12 protein-coding genes are annotated in these 16580 nt (G+C 36.0%); 4 read left to right on the forward strand and 8 right to left on the reverse strand.

Annotation, left to right across the window (positions count from 1 at the left end; genetic code table 11):
* Positions 1 to 6 precede the first annotated feature (6 nt).
* Together A3GQ_RS0112785 and A3GQ_RS0112790 are read right to left on the reverse strand one after the other, a co-directional pair.
* The gene (locus tag A3GQ_RS0112785) at positions 7 to 2109 is read right to left on the reverse strand and encodes a heavy metal translocating P-type ATPase (protein WP_028777375.1); all 2103 of its coding nucleotides are present in this window, start codon (positions 2107 to 2109) and stop codon (positions 7 to 9) included.
* Positions 2106 to 2462: an ArsR/SmtB family transcription factor gene (locus A3GQ_RS0112790; RefSeq protein ID WP_028777376.1), complete on the reverse strand. Its 357-nt coding sequence runs from the start codon at positions 2460 to 2462 to the stop codon at positions 2106 to 2108. The genes A3GQ_RS0112785 and A3GQ_RS0112790 overlap by 4 nt, the downstream gene beginning before the upstream one ends.
* 163 nt (positions 2463 to 2625) lie before the next feature.
* On the opposite strand from A3GQ_RS0112790, the gene A3GQ_RS0112795 reads away from it, so the two are divergent.
* Together A3GQ_RS0112795 and A3GQ_RS0112805 are read left to right on the forward strand one after the other, a co-directional pair.
* Positions 2626 to 3789, forward strand: a complete 1164-nt coding sequence (locus tag A3GQ_RS0112795; RefSeq protein ID WP_028777377.1) for an iron-containing alcohol dehydrogenase — start codon at positions 2626 to 2628, stop codon at positions 3787 to 3789.
* Between the two features lie 595 nt (positions 3790 to 4384).
* Positions 4385 to 5488, forward strand: coding sequence for a hypothetical protein (locus A3GQ_RS0112805; protein ID WP_028777379.1), 1104 nt, complete (start codon positions 4385 to 4387; stop codon positions 5486 to 5488).
* 226 nt (positions 5489 to 5714) lie between these two features.
* Here A3GQ_RS0112805 and A3GQ_RS0112810 read toward each other — a convergent pair whose 3' ends face one another.
* The 5 genes from A3GQ_RS0112810 to A3GQ_RS0112830 form a co-directional block, all read right to left on the reverse strand.
* Positions 5715 to 6218, reverse strand: coding sequence for a GNAT family N-acetyltransferase (locus A3GQ_RS0112810; RefSeq protein WP_028777380.1), 504 nt, complete (start codon positions 6216 to 6218; stop codon positions 5715 to 5717).
* 385 nt (positions 6219 to 6603) lie between these two features.
* A complete protein-coding gene (locus tag A3GQ_RS0112815; protein ID WP_156877704.1) occupies positions 6604 to 7605 on the reverse strand; it encodes a terpene synthase family protein in 1002 nt (333 codons plus the stop codon).
* A 15-nt stretch (positions 7606 to 7620) separates the two neighbouring features.
* Entirely contained in the window at positions 7621 to 7962 is a 342-nt protein-coding gene (locus tag A3GQ_RS0112820) for a hypothetical protein (protein ID WP_028777382.1), read from the reverse strand.
* 772 nt (positions 7963 to 8734) lie between these two features.
* The gene (locus tag A3GQ_RS25725) at positions 8735 to 9835 is read right to left on the reverse strand and encodes a BMQ_0737 family morphogenetic spore coat protein (RefSeq protein ID WP_051271723.1); all 1101 of its coding nucleotides are present in this window, start codon (positions 9833 to 9835) and stop codon (positions 8735 to 8737) included.
* A gap of 486 nt (positions 9836 to 10321) precedes the next feature.
* A complete protein-coding gene (locus A3GQ_RS0112830) occupies positions 10322 to 10864 on the reverse strand; it encodes a PH domain-containing protein (RefSeq protein ID WP_028777383.1) in 543 nt (180 codons plus the stop codon).
* 868 nt (positions 10865 to 11732) lie between these two features.
* Here A3GQ_RS0112830 and A3GQ_RS28055 point away from each other — a divergent pair.
* Positions 11733 to 12107, forward strand: coding sequence for a hypothetical protein (locus tag A3GQ_RS28055; protein ID WP_156877705.1), 375 nt, complete (start codon positions 11733 to 11735; stop codon positions 12105 to 12107).
* Between the two features lie 464 nt (positions 12108 to 12571).
* A complete protein-coding gene (locus A3GQ_RS0112845) occupies positions 12572 to 13168 on the forward strand; it encodes a class I SAM-dependent methyltransferase (RefSeq protein ID WP_028777386.1) in 597 nt (198 codons plus the stop codon).
* 2829 nt (positions 13169 to 15997) lie between these two features.
* Here the strand turns inward: A3GQ_RS0112845 and A3GQ_RS27735 are convergent.
* A partial coding sequence (locus tag A3GQ_RS27735) for a hypothetical protein (protein ID WP_028777388.1) occupies positions 15998 to 16580 on the reverse strand: 583 nt, incomplete at its 5' end.

The raw sequence follows: 16580 nt of genomic DNA on the forward strand, positions 1-16580 counted from the left end.
AAACAGCTATTTACTACGTAAAAGACGAAGTGCATTTAACGTTACCAGAACAGTTGCTCCCATATCAGCAAAAACAGCTAACCATAATGTGAGCATACCGGGGATAATGAGAAGAAGAGAAATCAATTTCAATCCCAATGCTATAGTAATATTTTGTCCAATAATACGTTTTGTAAATCGACTCAAGCGAATAGCAAATGGTAATTTCTCTAACTTATTCCCCATCAAAACCATATCTGCTGTCTCTAAGGCAGTGTCTGAACTAGCACCTCCCATCGCTATACCAACGTTGGAAATAGCTAAAGCAGGTGCATCATTTACACCATCGCCCACCATCGCAATAGATATACCGGAATTACGTAACTGTTGTATATACTGTTGTTTTTCATTAGGTAACAATTCCGCTTTTACTTCTTCTATTCCTAATCTATCAGCGATACCATGTGCTGTATGTTGATTGTCTCCTGTTAGCATCACCACATGATCTACACCCATGTCTTTTAGCTCTCTTATAATTTGCTTACTTTCCTCTCGTGGTTGATCAGCAACTGCGAATCCACCAAGTATTTCATCTGAAGTAGCCAAAAGCATTACCGTTTTTCCTGCTTGTTGATATGGGACAATTTGATTTGAAATTTCTGTCGTTACTCGTTTTCCAAACCAATTAGGACTCCCAAAAAAGTATTTCACACCTTCAATTATTCCGGTTACCCCTTTACCTGTATGCGATTGAAACGAACTAGGATTTACCATTGGCTCTATTTGATGATCTTTAGCATAACGAAGAATAGCAGATGCAAGAGGATGGGTAGATCCACTCTCTAGTATGGCAGCAATTTGTATAACAGAGGAATGACGGGCTTCATTCAAGGAAATATAATCGGTTACAGCAGGTTCACCTTTCGTTAATGTACCTGTTTTATCAAAAGCTACCGATTGTATCATGCTCAATTCTTCTAAATAAACCCCCCCTTTAATCAGGACGCCATTTCGAGCAGAATTACCAATTGCCGTTACGATCGCCACAGGTGTAGAAACTACAAGTGCACAAGGACAACCCACTACTAGTACAGTAAGTCCACGGTAAATCCAAGTCATCCAATCATCATGAAACAAAGGAGGAACAACGGCAAGCAAAATAGCAAGAATCAGAATAGCAGGTGTATAATATTTAGCAAATTGATCGATAAAAGTTTGTGATGATGCTCGATTTGCTTGTGCATCTTCTACTAACTGTATAATTTTGGAAAGGGTAGTATCTGCTGATGTTTTGGTTACTTGTACTTCTAAATAACCTTCTTCATTCATGGTACCTGCAAAAACATCATCATCTACACACTTGATAACAGGAATAGATTCGCCTGTTATCGCAGCTTGATTAACAGAAGATGTACCTTGAATAACCTTGCCGTCGACAGCAATTTGTTGACCTGCTTTTATAATACAAATATCTCCAATTTTTATTTCCTTTATTGGAATAAACTGCTCTTGACCATCCCTGACAACAAGTGCTTCTTTTGGTGATAATCGGATCAAAGAACGAATGGATCTTCTTGCACGTTCGAAAGAAAAACGTTCCAACGCCTCACTAATTGCAAACAAAATGACAACAGTTGCACCTTCACTCCATTCTCCTATTGCAAAAGCACCAATGATAGCAATGGTCATTAAAGTCGTCATATCAAACTGAAAACGAATTAAGTTCTTAAAACCTTCGTAAAAAAGCGTAACTCCGCCAATAAGGGTTGAAAGAACGAAAGAGAGAATTCCGATAATATTTTGTTCCTCATAAAGAAGTTGTACAACAAATCCAACTAAAAGAAAAACTGCAGCAAGGGTAAGTTGCTGATAATGTCTTTGTAGATACCAAGATCTCTTTTTGAATTCCTCATGTTCGGCGACCAATTGTAAATGATCAAACGAACCAGCTTTTTCCAATTCATGGATGGATGCTGCTCCATTTACAATTAACTTAGCTGCTCCAAAATTAACTTTCGCTTCTGACACGGACGCGATCTGATTGACATTGTTTTCGAATTTTTTTGCACAAGATGTACAACTGAGACCTTCAATCCGATATACTGCTACTTGCTCATCTCTACTCATCATCTTCCCTCTTTTCGATGGATAAAAGCTAATTCCACCAATTGCTTTGCATGATCATTGTCTAAAGAATAGTAAACCATCTTTCCTACCTTCCGGTGTTTTGCTAACCCTTTTTTTCGTAAAAATCGTAAATGATGCGACGCTGTAGCAACAGAAACTTCTAATACATTCGCTATATCACAAACACACAATTCATCTTCTAACAGAAGGGAATAAGCGATTTTCAGTCGATTTGCATCCGCTAATGATTTGTATAAATCTGTCTTTCTTAGAAAATTTTCCTCCTTAAATCGAGCACGCATTTTAGCGGCTTTTTCCTTATTTATACATTCTGTAGAACAAACATCTTTACTCAAGAGGATAGACTCCCTTATTCAAATATTTGTTTGAATATAATTGTATTATCTCATACTACTATCGTCCAACAAACTTTTGAATAAATTATGAGTAATTGTTTATTTTTGTAGGATGAAGTGGTGAGATATAATGATAGGTATCCGAAAAAGAGGTGAAAATAAAATGGAACCATTCATTTATCAAAATCCAACTAAATTAATCTTTGGACGTGATCAATTATCTGCTTTGTCTAAAGAAATTAAGCCGTACGGAACAAAAATTTTATTGGTTTATGGTGGAGGTAGCATCAAAAGAAATGGTCTCTATGATCAAGTACAACAACAATTAACTGAAATAAATGCTACTGTCTTTGAATTAAGTGGAGTTGAACCAAATCCGCGTTTAACAACTGTTCAAAAAGGAATAGACATCTGCAAAGCTGAACAAATAGATTTTATTCTGGCTGTTGGTGGAGGTAGTGTAATAGATGGAACAAAAGCTATTGCAGCTGGTGCAAAGTTTGAGGGCAATGTATGGGATATCATTGCCAAAAAAGCAAACGCCACAGATGCATTACCATTTGGAACAGTATTAACACTTGCCGCTACGGGATCAGAAATGAACGCTGGATCTGTGATTACTAACTGGGAAACACAAGAAAAAATAGGATGGGGCTCTCCTTTTGTATTTCCTCGATTCTCCATCTTAGATCCTGTACATACTTTCTCTGTACCTAAAGATCAAACCATATATGGGACAGTAGACATTATGTCACATGTTTTGGAACAATACTTTAGCCATGCTCCGAATGTTCCACTCAACGAAAGATTTGCAGAATCCATCTTGCGTACCGTTATAGAAGCAGCACCCCGAGCACTAGAAAATCCAGAAGACTATGAGGCTAGGGAATCTATCTTATATTGTGGCACCATGGCATTAAATGGGACGCTAAGTATGGGTATGACAGGAGATTGGGGTACACACAGCATCGAACATGCTGTTTCAGCTGTCTATGATATTCCTCATGGCGGTGGTTTAGCGATTATTTTCCCAAACTGGATCAAGTACAACTTAGACACCACAACACCAAAAATGAAACAACTAGCTATTCGTGTTTTTGGAGTAGATAGTACGAATAAGTCTGATCGTGAGATTGCAATAGAAGGAATTGAGAAACTCCGTGAATACTGGAATAGTATAGGGGCTCCCAATCGCTTAGCAGACTATGGTATCAACGAGGAAAGATTGACCGACATGGCAGAAAAAGCTGCACCATCAGGAACGGTAGGTCGTTTTCAGCCAGTATCCCCACAAGATGTATACGAAATCTTAAAAATGAGTTTGTAATCGAGAAAAATAGTATAAAAAAGAAAGATAAAATAACTTAAATAGATAAGAAACCTTGTAGAGTGATACTACTGCTCAAAAATGTCGAAAGATGTTTATGCAGTAGCTTTTTTTATATAAAGAAGGATGAATTAAAAATGAGAGTATATTGCATAGAAAACTTCTTGAAATTTGTTTCATCAGCTTTCAATTAATAGGTAAATATTTACCATTAGTCATATATCTCTTTTTTAGATGCATACCCCTAACCTAATTGATTATAATTATATTCAAATATGTATTATCAAAATACTAGGAAGGAAAGAATAATATGAGAAGTAGAAAATGGATTAATTATCTATTAATTATTGTTGGATTTGTAATTACCATTTTGTTTATCGTTGGTGCTTTTTTCGCGTTTAAAGATGGAAATTATTTCAATGCGATAGCACTAATCATCCTTCCATTTTATATAATAAATTTCATTAAGAAGCGAAGAATGAAAAAATAGAAAAATATTCAGTTTTTTATAATTTAGTTGCTGTGGCAGTAGAACAAAATCCATGAATAAAAGATCAACTCTGCACACTTACAAATAAAGAAAGGATATACCATCATGGAAATAAAAGATATCAAAAATCATTTCAATCATATTAGGAAATCGAAAGAGATGTGGAACGAGTTTGTATTTGTATATTCTGAAAATGATGATTTCGGAGATGCAAACTATTTGAAGAGATATGCTCTTGCAATCGAACTGCAATATAGTGGTAACTCCCATGATAAAGAGCTTGTAAAGTTTTTGATGGAACAAGAAATAGAAAATAGAATGAACGCCCCTTACCAAGGGATCGGAGAATCATTAAACATCCTTTCTTATTTGCTTGCAAAATTTAGAGAACCAGAAAATGTATGGTTATTTGAAAAGGCTAAATGTGCTAACTATGATACCTATTGTGGGTATAGTAGTGAATTTATTTTTTCTGCTGGTGTAGAAGCTACATGTGATTATCTTGAAAATCAAACAATCACTGAAGATCATTTATATTTGTTTAAAAACAAGGACAAACTTCGAGAGATATATACAGAAAATGAAATAGAAGAATTTTCGGAATGGATGAAAGAAGAGTTTCCTGACAGAATAGAGGTGGAGGAAACTACAACCTTATTTAGTAGGGCAATCGAATTTGGAGATGAGGAAGAGGGGAAACGCTTATTCCGTTTGTTGGAAGAAGAACAGTTAGATGCTCAGACTTTGTATCATTATGCTAAAGACATTAAAGATTATGAAAAATCAATCTATTATCAAAGCAAACACCTTGAGAAAGCAAAGAGTGCACAAGATAAAGTCTCTTCACTCCGCTCTATTTCCATCCTATACTGCCTTAGTAACGATTATATCCGCGCATTTGAAACAGCGAAAAGATGGGATCAAATGCTTGACGAACTCAGCATTTGGAAGGAAATAGGCTTAGGTCGAATGTTAACAGAAACTTGGTTTGATATATGTCTTGGATTGGATGAACAAAATAATAGAAAACTCGCGTTCAATAGTTTTGATAAAGGTAATAACATGCTCAATCAAATCAAAAATCATCCTTTAAATCTACTAAAAAAAGCAAATATGTGTTGCAAAAAGTTTGGTACTCCTAATCAGCAGAGTGTTTATATGCGATTATTGGAAGAAGAACAAAAGAGGATAGAAATGTTCATGAAGTAATTGATGAAGGGCTACTCCTTACAAGTATAAAAATAGAGAACCACATGTTAAGAAATAGAAATATCACTAGATTCAAATTCCCCAAAACATCTAATGAATAAATAAACACCAAGATGGTTTTTTGCCAACCTCCTCCCTCCCCAGTGGTCTAGTATACAATCCAACTATGGGGTGGCGATTGGTTGTTTTGGTAAAAATCAAACCACCCTTTATTAGAGAATGGTTCTTAAAGTTGAAATTCCTGTAATTTTGTTTTGTCGTTAAGATTTAGTTCCATTTTCACAAGATCTATATCTGGTGCAAATCCATCTGAGACGATCTTCTTCACAATGAACCCAAATCGTTCGAAAAATCCACAGCTATACTGTGATGTCTCAATGGCCACGATAGAAAATTGCTCTGCTACGATACGCTGCAGACGATCAACAAGAAGTTGTTTGCCTAGTCCACTGTAGTGCAGATCCCGTCGAACCATCCCCCAACATAACACAGCAACTTCTTGATCATTCTTATCTGCGGCATAACCACCACAGGCGACAACTGTGTCCCTATCATTTTCCATAACAAAATACGGAAATTTTAAATCATTCAAAAACGAAACAAAATCTTTACGCTCCACAGACGCAAAATAGGTAGGTGTATTACTATCAAATAGAGAAAGACAAGCTGCCCGATCTTTGTCTTGATACTGTCGTATGGTATTTCGCCCTATATTTTTTGAACCGTTCATGTCTCTACATCCTTCCTATTCATTTTTTATTTTAAAGATTTTCTCACACCAATAGCGTCCATTCCAGTAGATCAAGCACTTCCTTTGTTCCCTTTATTATTAATTTATCATTGTTTCAAAAGATGAACCAAATTAATAAAATATTTAATAAATATAAAATGCAATTTTTGATCCTATTTGTAAAACAGTTGATAACCCTTTTCAACTCCCCTAAACATAACAAAACCACCCTCTCAGGTGGTAAGTTTTCTATAGATTTTCTATAAGCGATTTTTCTTTGTTAACAACAACTCTGGAAAAAAAGGGAATTATAACTGCTTCATGTTATAAATCTGTGTAAAAATGTCTGGACCTCAAGTAGGGTTATGTAAACGATTCGTAAAATTTAACTAGCACCACGGGTTATTATATATCTTTGAGACTTTTTTCCCACCCAATCAACATGTCCTCTAATCCAAGATTGTAAAAGTCCTACAAATTTACTTACATCTTGATCCATCCCTGATTCAAGAATAGGTAGCTCTTTCTTTAAAATCAAAAACCGTTCTACCATTCTATTCACTCGTTCAATTACTTGGTTAACAGCATCTTCAACTGTGACTTGATTCTGTTGAACAATTTGCAAAACCAAGTTATGATGAACTTCTTCTTGTAGAATCTCTTTGCCATGTGAAAAGAGATCATTACAAAGGGTAATATGCATGACAGTTAAATCTGTCATTTCTCTCAAAACAGGATGATTTTTAATTTCAATCGGAACTTCCATCTTCTCTGTTATATCTCCTAAATCCATGGAAGGATATACAGCTCCCGAAAAATGGCGATTGCGAATATAGTCCTCTTGAGAGGGAATAATCTGAAACTGGCGATTTCGAGATTCCCAGACACAAGCATCAAAATATCCCTTCATTCCATTAATAAATTGCCCTTGCCATTGAACATCTGGTTGGTATTTACAAATCCGACTCCAAAGTTCACACATTGATTCAGCGATAGGATCCTGTGCTTCTCTCGATAGTATGGTTCGATCAATTAACAGCTGTAATAGATAATCAAAGCGGTGGCGAAGTTTTATGTAGTCCCGTCCGATCTCTGAAGTATCATTTAGATCATCAAGTAAAAAAAGCCATGCATTCCAATCAGAAACAATAAACTGTTCTTCTTTTCCAGCATTTGGATAAGCATAAACCATTAGCCAACTATAGCCATATGATTGAAACTTCCGCTCATCTTCCATATTATCAAAAAAACCATAATATCTTACCCAATCATCCATATGTTTTTCTGCTTCTATTCCAAATTCACATTCTTGAAAGTCAAATGGAATATAAAGCTTTTTAATAATCTCTGAGATGGGAACAACCATATGTTGATGAATAACCTTCACTTCCTTATTCTATTTTTAGAAATGATATCGAGTTACAGTTTCTTCGACACCTATAAACCAATGAGCTTTTACCCCTAAAGAGTTAAATACAGAAATCAACTCTCCACTTCTTTCATCACTAATCATAGCCTCAACAGCTTCAGAAGACGGGAAATAAGCTGTAATACTAAAGAAAATATCCTTTCCCAAAGTAAATTCAAACAGCTCTGATTGTACTGGATTAACCTCACTATATTGGATCTTCACAACCCCATTGATCTTAATAGACTCTGGTAAAAATGCTTCCTTGTATAGTTGGATGAAATGTTCCTTATCAGTATCAGGATTAGCTTCACAAAGTATTGTCAATGTTTTCATAGATGTTTTCCTTTCTAGCTGCAACGGGCTCCCTAGGTTATAATAATTACATCAAATCAATGGAACTACAATATTCCACTTTCTCATCCCCACTCATATAATATCAGATTTATTTAAATATAACCTCTGTATCAAGAGTCTTTTGTGGGGTAAATTTAAAATAATCTTATTGGTATTTGATTAAGTTCTTTTATTTACATTATAGTACATAAAAACACGCGTTTCACTACTATTTTTCAAATCTTTTTACATGTCTGATTTACATAAAATTATTCTCAGAAAATCCTCAAAGATGGCTTTTCGATTCATAAAGAAAGGATGCTACCACAAACCCAGTAACACCTTTCAAAATGAAATGCGAATCATTGGTTATTAAAGCCTAGTAAATACCCTAACTCCACTTAAAAGAAGTTGGGTAAAGACTCATGGAATGATTTCGGTTCATTTGTTAGTGTTATAAAGTAATTCAAAAGAAACCACTTGACCTCTTAACACTTAGAGATCAGGTGGTTTCTTTTGCTGATTGCAATTGTTCTAGTTAAATAATTTCCATTTGTTAGGTAAATACTGAAAATAAGCATATCTAAAATTAATTGATGCATTTTATTTTGGAAAGATACCCAGCTTTGACCCATTAGGAAATTGCAAGAGGGACACATGCTTCCATTCCTAATCACCCCTGCTATTGAAGGAGATGATATTAGATTATTTACTAACACATACCATGCATAAAACAAGACGAGTTCGTTTCCTTTTCCACAACCATCTAACATCAAAATGTTCTACATTTATCTACGACTAAAGTTCCACTTGGACTAACAGGAACATTATCAATGAAAGCTATTGTATTACCGAATTTAGAAATTATGATGGTTCCAAATTGGTTAGTACCCTGATTAAGTGCTAACTGAATTAGAACTTGTTCCCCTGTAGCTAAATCAATCCCCTCGCATCTGATAAAGAGACGGTCATCTGTACAGTCAAATGGAGGATTACAGCTTGTAAGCGCCACACTTAAAGGTTCGAGAGCTGGATCATCGGGTCTAAAAGAGAGAGTACCGGAACTATCATTCGGATTACATGAGCTGCAAATTTGAACATTAGCAGAAATCGTTCCTGAAACATTCGGAATTCCTCTGAACGATTGTGCTGTAGTAGTAGTTACATCACTAAGGATTCCCTGGCATTGACAGCTGGCTGGTGGAAAGAAGGTACATTGTTCAGGGAATGTAATCGTAGGGCAAACCGAGGTTACCGGAATCTCAATTGGATTACGTGGAGAGCAGAATTTTGCCAATACCTCTAGTTTAACAGCAGCTACAACTTGAATCTCTTTACATACAAATAGTTCCAACCCTACAGATGCAGGAAATAGGATGCCACCAACTGGTGGTGGAGTCGTAATGATACAGTCGCCACTGATAATCCGGCAAACTACATTATCATTTGTAAATTCAGGTGGAAAACAAAGTACAACTTGACGAATAAAAGGAACTAAAACAGAAATGACACAAGTCGCAGGTGCTCCTGTAACATCTGTACCAGTAAATGTTACATCAACCGGAATATCCTGTCTTAATTTCACTAAAGCTGCATTGATTCCATCGATATTTACAGGACGACGATCAAGTATCGTACAAACACCATTGGTAACACAAGTAATGGGGAAAAACGGTTCCGTTGTTAATGAACAAGTAATATCAGTGACAGTAGTTGGGCATCCTGCTGGTGGGATAGTAGGTAATGGTATGGTAGCATTAATATCTTCTGTAAAGACCACAAAATCATATACTTTGGGCACACAAATACATTCAGATTGAACGTTATTTGGAATAGGCGGGGTGATTTGAGATCCTTGAATGGGCAATGTCATTTCTTATATCCTCCATTATGCAGTAAATTTCCCTTTTATACATATACAAAATGCAGAAAATTGACTTAGACAGATTACTAATTTTTTCTAAACTTTCCTTTACAAAGGCAAGTTTAGAAAAACAGAAAACTGTGGCCCGCTTTTCATTTCATTTTGTCAATTTCAGGAGATCATTGTCCTTTTTAGGTTAAGGGTTTAGGTAAAGTACCTAATAGATGGCTATTGTATTGTCATTTACCAAAAAAGGTGTGGGTTCTTAAAAAATTCGTTTCCAATAGGCTGATATTCTGTCACTATCACATACTTTGGACAAATATTCCTTTCTCAGTCGTATAGAGAGTTATGATCACTTCCCTGCTAGATGATGCAACATGTCGAAAGCGAAAGTTTTATCGTCTTGATGAGAGACCAAGAATATTCTAGACCTATCATATAGATCATTTTTCAAATTTTAAGCATAAAAAATACCACCCGTATGAGTGGCATTTACTTTGTATTTAATATTTTTGCTTTCTCTGATTGGAATTCTTCTTCTGTTAAAATCCCTAGATCCTTCAACTCTCCAAGCTCTTTTAATTGCCGTATAACCATCTCTGTTCTGTCCTCGTCTTTTTCTGGTTGGTCTTGTGACGCTATCTGATCGTTTGTAGCTTTTGATTCTAATCTCTTGTTGATGTAATTTACTACCCGATCAAGAAAAATAGGAAAAATATCATTATCTAGATTTGTAACTTTCATCTTGTCTTCACCAGAGTAAATAACAATTTCCCCTGTTATAAGCCCTGGAAATTCTTGCATGTAAGATATTTCATCATATTGAAAATATTTAACCTCAAGCGAGAAAATCCCCTTTTTGATAAAAATCAAACGCCTATCCGTTGCCACTAATACTCCGTTCCCGCCGATCAAATTTTTTGGGATTTCATCCTCCCATAAGATACTTGGCAGCTCTTTCACTTCTTTTCTCCCAAGAAACTTGCTACCAATACTCGTTTTCATCAGTCTTTTGATCTCTTCGTAAGTCAACATAATACTATCACCTCTGAAAATATTTATGAATGCTCCCAATATAACATAGACAACCAATCTCCTATATAAATCACAACTTATTTAAAATGATAATATATCATAGCAGCATTATATAAAAGAGCATCCGACGATGGTGTTGTGCTATATGAAAACATCGATTACAAAGGACATAAGATGTTGTATCCTCACTCCGTATGATAAATAGCAATAACAAACCATATGATCTCCTAAATACATAGAGATCATGTGGTTTGTCTTATGACAAAATTCCTGATCTAGTCCGTTACACGAGTTCCATTTTTGCCCGAAGACACAGCAGCATCCTCCCGTTATTGGGAAAATGATATGATTACTCCTTGTTAGGAAAAATACGTTCGTCGTTCAATTGCTGATTTTACTGCAAATGCTTTAAAGTGAACCTTAATTTGTGTGGTTTATCCAATAAAATATCTGCTATCCTCTTGTTTATTTGCTATACCTTGCGTTTTCGGAAATTATGTTAACTATAAGCCTTTTCTTCCAAATTAATCCTCTTAAATAGATAAAATACTGGGATTAGGACTTGGAGCGGATGATTATATGACCAAACCATTGTCCGACAGGACCAACGGGTTCAAAAGGAGAAACTGGTGCTACTGGTCCTACTGGAACAATTGGGGTTACTGGGGTTACTGGGGTTACTGGGGTTACTGGGGTTACTGGAGCGACTGGTTCTACGGGGTCCTCTGGAGTTACTGGTGCTACGGGTCCATCTGTTGCTAGTTCAACAAAAATTGTTTTATTTGGTGGGACAAATGCCGGATTTCAACGAATAGCTGGATCACCTGGAGCAGTATCTAATGTTATTCCATATATAGTAGCCGGTACAGTGGGGAGTATAGTGGGGTTTTCAGGTTCTATTAATATTAATAACTTACAACCAGGAACGTTTATTTTTCAAGTGTGCTTTGATGTTCCCATCACTCTTGCAGCTCCACTCGCTACTAATATTATTTCTACTATAACATTAACCACAACTGCCTCTATTACAGGAACTATCATTTTTTCGATTCGACCAACCGATATAGGACCTCAACCCGTTTTTGTATTAAACCCAACGAAAACCCTTGCACCCGCCACAGTAACATGGACTAGTAACATTCCTGGTGATCCAATTGTAAGATATGAAGCAATATCGCTATATTCTAATCCAAATATTACACAAAGCGCTGTATATTCTGTATTCATGTCATCAAATATCTAAAATATAATGATCCAAAAACAAGTCCCCCCTGTAAGAAGTGCATACACTCTTTTAACATAGAAAGAACGGTTCTTCTTTGTGGAAACCGTTTTTTCTTATAAGGACAGTGACAGGTTTGGTGCTCTAATCCGTCAGAAAGATTCCATTATATGATTTTTCATTGCTCTTCAGTCGCCTTTTGCTGGTTCCAGGCCTATTTGGGGTACTTCCACATGCCCACCAAGTTAAGAAATGGAAATCACCCCAAAACAAAGATTTTGCGCAAATTGCTCAATTTTCTCGTTTTGGGAGTTTATTTTTTATTATGTTTATGGCAATGCATAAGACTCCTATACAAGATTGTTTATGTAGACTTTCCGCGCCATCAGAGTCTATACGAAAGGGTTTATCACCGCTCAAGGTTTTGATTTCTGCTATAATGACCACTATGTAGCTTTAATTTTTAATACATAGGAGAGTGGAATATGGAAAATAACGTTTTTGAACACATGGCAAAAAGATATGATACAGAAGAAAGAATGGAATTAGCTAAGGTCATAGTTAAGGAAGTTAAACCAGAACTACAAAATAGTAAATCCAAATCTTTAATAGACTATGGAAGTGGTACAGGTCTAATTGGTTTAGAATTATCAGATTTAGTACATTCTATTTTGTTGATAGATTCATCAAAACAAATGTTGGAGGTTGCGAAAGCTAAAATTTCCCACAAAGGAATTACCAACACAAAAGTACTTTATTCAGATTTTACTCAAGAAACTCCTGAACTTAAGGCAGACATAGTATTCATGTCCCTGGTCCTTCTCCATATCCCGGATACTAAAAAAATTTTACAAGAACTGTTTAACATTTTAAATAGTGGTGGCAAGCTAATTATTATTGATTTTGACAAAAACGATAAAATAAATCATCCGAAAGTTCATAACGGTTTTTCGCATGAAGAACTGAAAAAAAGATTATCCGAAGTCGGATTTAAATCAATTAAAATTAAGTCATTCTATCATGGTAAACGTATTTTTATGAATCAAGATGCCTCAATGTTTATATCCAGTAGTACAAAGTGATTTCTTGTTTCTTCGTTCACACAATCTCTAAAAAAGCATTCTTACGAAAGGTTTTGGCCTTTGATATTGAGAACATTGATCATCATCTCATACCACATAAAATCCTTAGTATTCTACATAATCGGATGATTGGAACACCATACATATATCTAAGTATACGCCGTTCTGAGCGTGTTTTATATTCGAGATAATGTCATAGGTATCTAATAATTAAAATATCGTTAATGGCTATTATACACTTGTATAAACCATAACAACAAAAAAAGCGATCATGTGACCGATAATGTGAACATCCAGCAAATGATCTATAGGAATCAGAGTGTTTGGTTGATCTTATCTACTCGTTGGATGCTGTTTATATATAGTTTTTCTTAGTAACATCATAACATGATTAAATCAAGATGTTAGTTCGTTCTGAGTTCGCTTCTAGTTGCGAATTAATGGAAACGATTTAATATGCTTATCGGTCGACTGGCTTCGATTCGCTACAAATAACACCATCAAATAACACTTGATCTTGTGATTCATATGATAAATCACACTCGATCAATCTCCTACAGTTACGTTGTCCTCTTGTTTTTAAATTCTAACAATTCAATCAACTACCTATATGAAGAATAGCCCCTAATTTAACCTATGGCATGGATAAAATATAAATAATGATAAAATTTCATTACCGATCTATATTATTCGTTGTACGAGCTTCTAGGGCTGTATAATGAAATTGGGAATAATTTGTATCTATTAAAAAAGGGGTCTGACATGAACAAAGAGCTGAGTTCCATAATATTGGTTGGTCTTATATTGGTAATAATATCAGCATATTTGTTTTTCATATGTTATTGATATGGACATTCAACTTTCGATTCTACAGTGATCGTGATCTTGTTTTTTATTATTCCTATTTTAATATTGGGATCTGCGCTGTATTTGATTTTTTGATGATAGAAAACCCCATCGAGCTGTGCAAACCTTATTTTTACTGGAGAAGTGTGATTGTTGTTGTCTTCCGCTCGTCGGGGTTAGGTATGTGTAAATATAGATTTGCTTGATAACATCATATCGTGGATAAATCAACGGCTTAATATACTCTTGGTATACTATTTTCAACATCCTTGCCTGTCTTCCTATCTCTCATTGCTGCTTCAGTTGCATTCTCTGATTGAAGATCGCAATCGCAAAAGGCTTTCTGTTTCGGTGTCAGCTTCATATACATTACCATCCTCGACAATATGAATAAAGAATACCACTTGTGTGAGTGGTTAAAAATTTATCTTTCGCAAGCAATCTGATCTTTGTCTTGATCTAAGTTGGTGTTTTATTATTGTATCTAATATGGCTTATAACGATATTTTTCACAAAATAAAACGATACCTCCATGTTCCTTCACATTTGTGACTGGTCCTACTGACTATACAAAACTTCTTCTTTCTAAAGAAAATATGATAAAAAGGAGAATAGAGCTGATAAAAAATAAAGCTGATCCAACGAGAGCGGTAGTTCTTGCAATTAAGTCTAATTTTCTTCGCTGAGTGGCAAACATAGGTTTCCTCCTTTTTTTATATTTTGTCATATAGTTTATGATTTCATAAAGAGTCAGGTGTCAAGGCAGTTGTTCTAATTCACAGAATTATTCCCAATCATCAAGAATAGGATACAAGGAATTACTACAGCATGTTATCGCAATATCTAAGGTACCTTCACTCCATTCTTATCTTATTCTGCCCCCTATAAATCATAAAAAACTTCACCGAATATTGCTCATAATTAAATCAGTTATTGCTTGCTATCTCCATTCATCTGTGAGTATAGTAATTCCAGCAACAATAACGGACAACCTAAGGGAAGTCATGGTTGGATTGCCTCTTATCCTGTTCGCCCTCATCATTCTGCTGGCTCTCGGTTGCAATCGACCTGAGCAGCAAGAATCTGCTGTTCAGTCGCCGGGGACTCTCAGCCGTAAGAGCGAAAGCCCGCGAACTCGACGCATCAAGAGACAGCGTGCCCGAAACAAGGGACATCGGACCGAAAGTCCCCGAAGCCAACGAATCGATAGGCTGAGGACTCAGTCCAAAAGACGATGAACTGTCGCACCTAGTGACCTACTCTAAGGTCGTCCTGGCACCTTTCATCCATCCAAACAAGGTAGATGCGAGGAGCCATGGATTTTGGTTTCTCAATGGTGAATTGTTTTATATCCCCTATTTAAGTTACAACATCGTTCCACTCTTAGAATGGAATCCAAATTATAAAGCTCGTTCATTAACATATACAAAAACGACTTGAGTCCAGATCACATCTCAAGTCGTTTTTTCCATTTCTTGGTCAAATTACGGTTCGTCATTCGGATGCTGGTTTTGCCCTACTAACGATTATCGCTCTAGTCAGGATAGTGAGACAGTTCGTGTTCTAGTCCGTCAGATAGATTCCATTATATGGTTCCACTGCCCCTCAGTCTCCGGTTGCTGGTTCTATGCTTACCTTGCGGTCTATGGCACGAACCCTGTCACTACCCCTTTATCGTAAAGAGATTCGGATCTTCTTCTAACTCCCTTTCAAAACATTGCCTATACTTTTTAACTTCTTCAATATCATCCTGAACCTTTTTATTAATGATTTTACATCTAACTTCGATACGTTATGATCAAAGAGTCTTTTCACTCTTTCATATACGAGCGAATGTGTGGCGAATTGTATGAGCCAACAACCGAACTTCTTTAAGTTCATGATAGACTCCAACGGCCTGAAAACATATTTTATAGTGTTTGCCGTCATTTACCCTCTTACTCTCGTAGCAAAGAAAGGTAGTGAAGCTGGAGGAAGGTTCATTTAAACTAACTTTAAAATAGTTATAGCAGCAGAATCTGCTGTTAGAGTACCTCCTTGTGTTGGATCTAAGACAATATTTCCAGTAGAATTGTTATTTACTAAAGTTAAAACACTGGGACTAGTAGTTACATTAAAAATAACCATCCCTGAATTAATATTATTATTACTCTGTTGACCATACCTTCCTCCAGAGATAGGCGATCCGTTTAAAAAGAAAGAAAACTGATTTCTCTCCTGAGCAGAAAGGCGAAATTGAGCTAGATAAAGACCAGTAGTTCCAATAGTAATAATGGAAGTACCTGCTACATGACTAAATGGAACAGAGATTGGACCATTTGTGTTAAAAGAAACGCTTCCACCAATTGGAATTGTTTGTGCAGTTGTATCAAAAACAAAAAGGGATGAAATAACATCGGGTCCGGTAACTCCAGTTGCTCCAGTTGTCCCGGTTACTCCAGTTACTCCAGTTACTCCAGTTACTCCAGTTACTCCAGTTGCTCCAGTTGCTCCAGTTGCTCCAGTTGCTCCAGTTGCTCCAGTTGCTCCAGTTGCTCCAGTTGCTCCAGTTGCTCCAGTTGCTCCA

The sequence above is a fragment of the Shimazuella kribbensis DSM 45090 genome, from assembly GCF_000428065.1.
In the GTDB taxonomy this organism is placed as follows: Bacteria; Bacillota; Bacilli; order Thermoactinomycetales; family Thermoactinomycetaceae; genus Shimazuella; species Shimazuella kribbensis.

Bases quoted from the DNA above. Each gene is read 5' to 3' on its own strand.
- A3GQ_RS0112785 (WP_028777375.1), bottom strand. From the start codon at position 2,109: ATGATGAGTAGAGATGAGCAAGTAGCAGTATATCGGATTGAAGGTCTC.
- A3GQ_RS0112805 (WP_028777379.1), top strand. From the start codon at position 4,385: ATGGAAATAAAAGATATCAAAAATCATTTCAATCATATTAGGAAATCG.
- A3GQ_RS25725 (WP_051271723.1), bottom strand. From the start codon at position 9,835: ATGACATTGCCCATTCAAGGATCTCAAATCACCCCGCCTATTCCAAAT.
- A3GQ_RS0112795 (WP_028777377.1), top strand. From the start codon at position 2,626: ATGGAACCATTCATTTATCAAAATCCAACTAAATTAATCTTTGGACGT.
- A3GQ_RS0112820 (WP_028777382.1), bottom strand. From the start codon at position 7,962: ATGAAAACATTGACAATACTTTGTGAAGCTAATCCTGATACTGATAAG.
- A3GQ_RS0112830 (WP_028777383.1), bottom strand. From the start codon at position 10,864: ATGTTGACTTACGAAGAGATCAAAAGACTGATGAAAACGAGTATTGGT.
- A3GQ_RS0112845 (WP_028777386.1), top strand. From the start codon at position 12,572: ATGGAAAATAACGTTTTTGAACACATGGCAAAAAGATATGATACAGAA.
- A3GQ_RS0112810 (WP_028777380.1), bottom strand. From the start codon at position 6,218: ATGAACGGTTCAAAAAATATAGGGCGAAATACCATACGACAGTATCAA.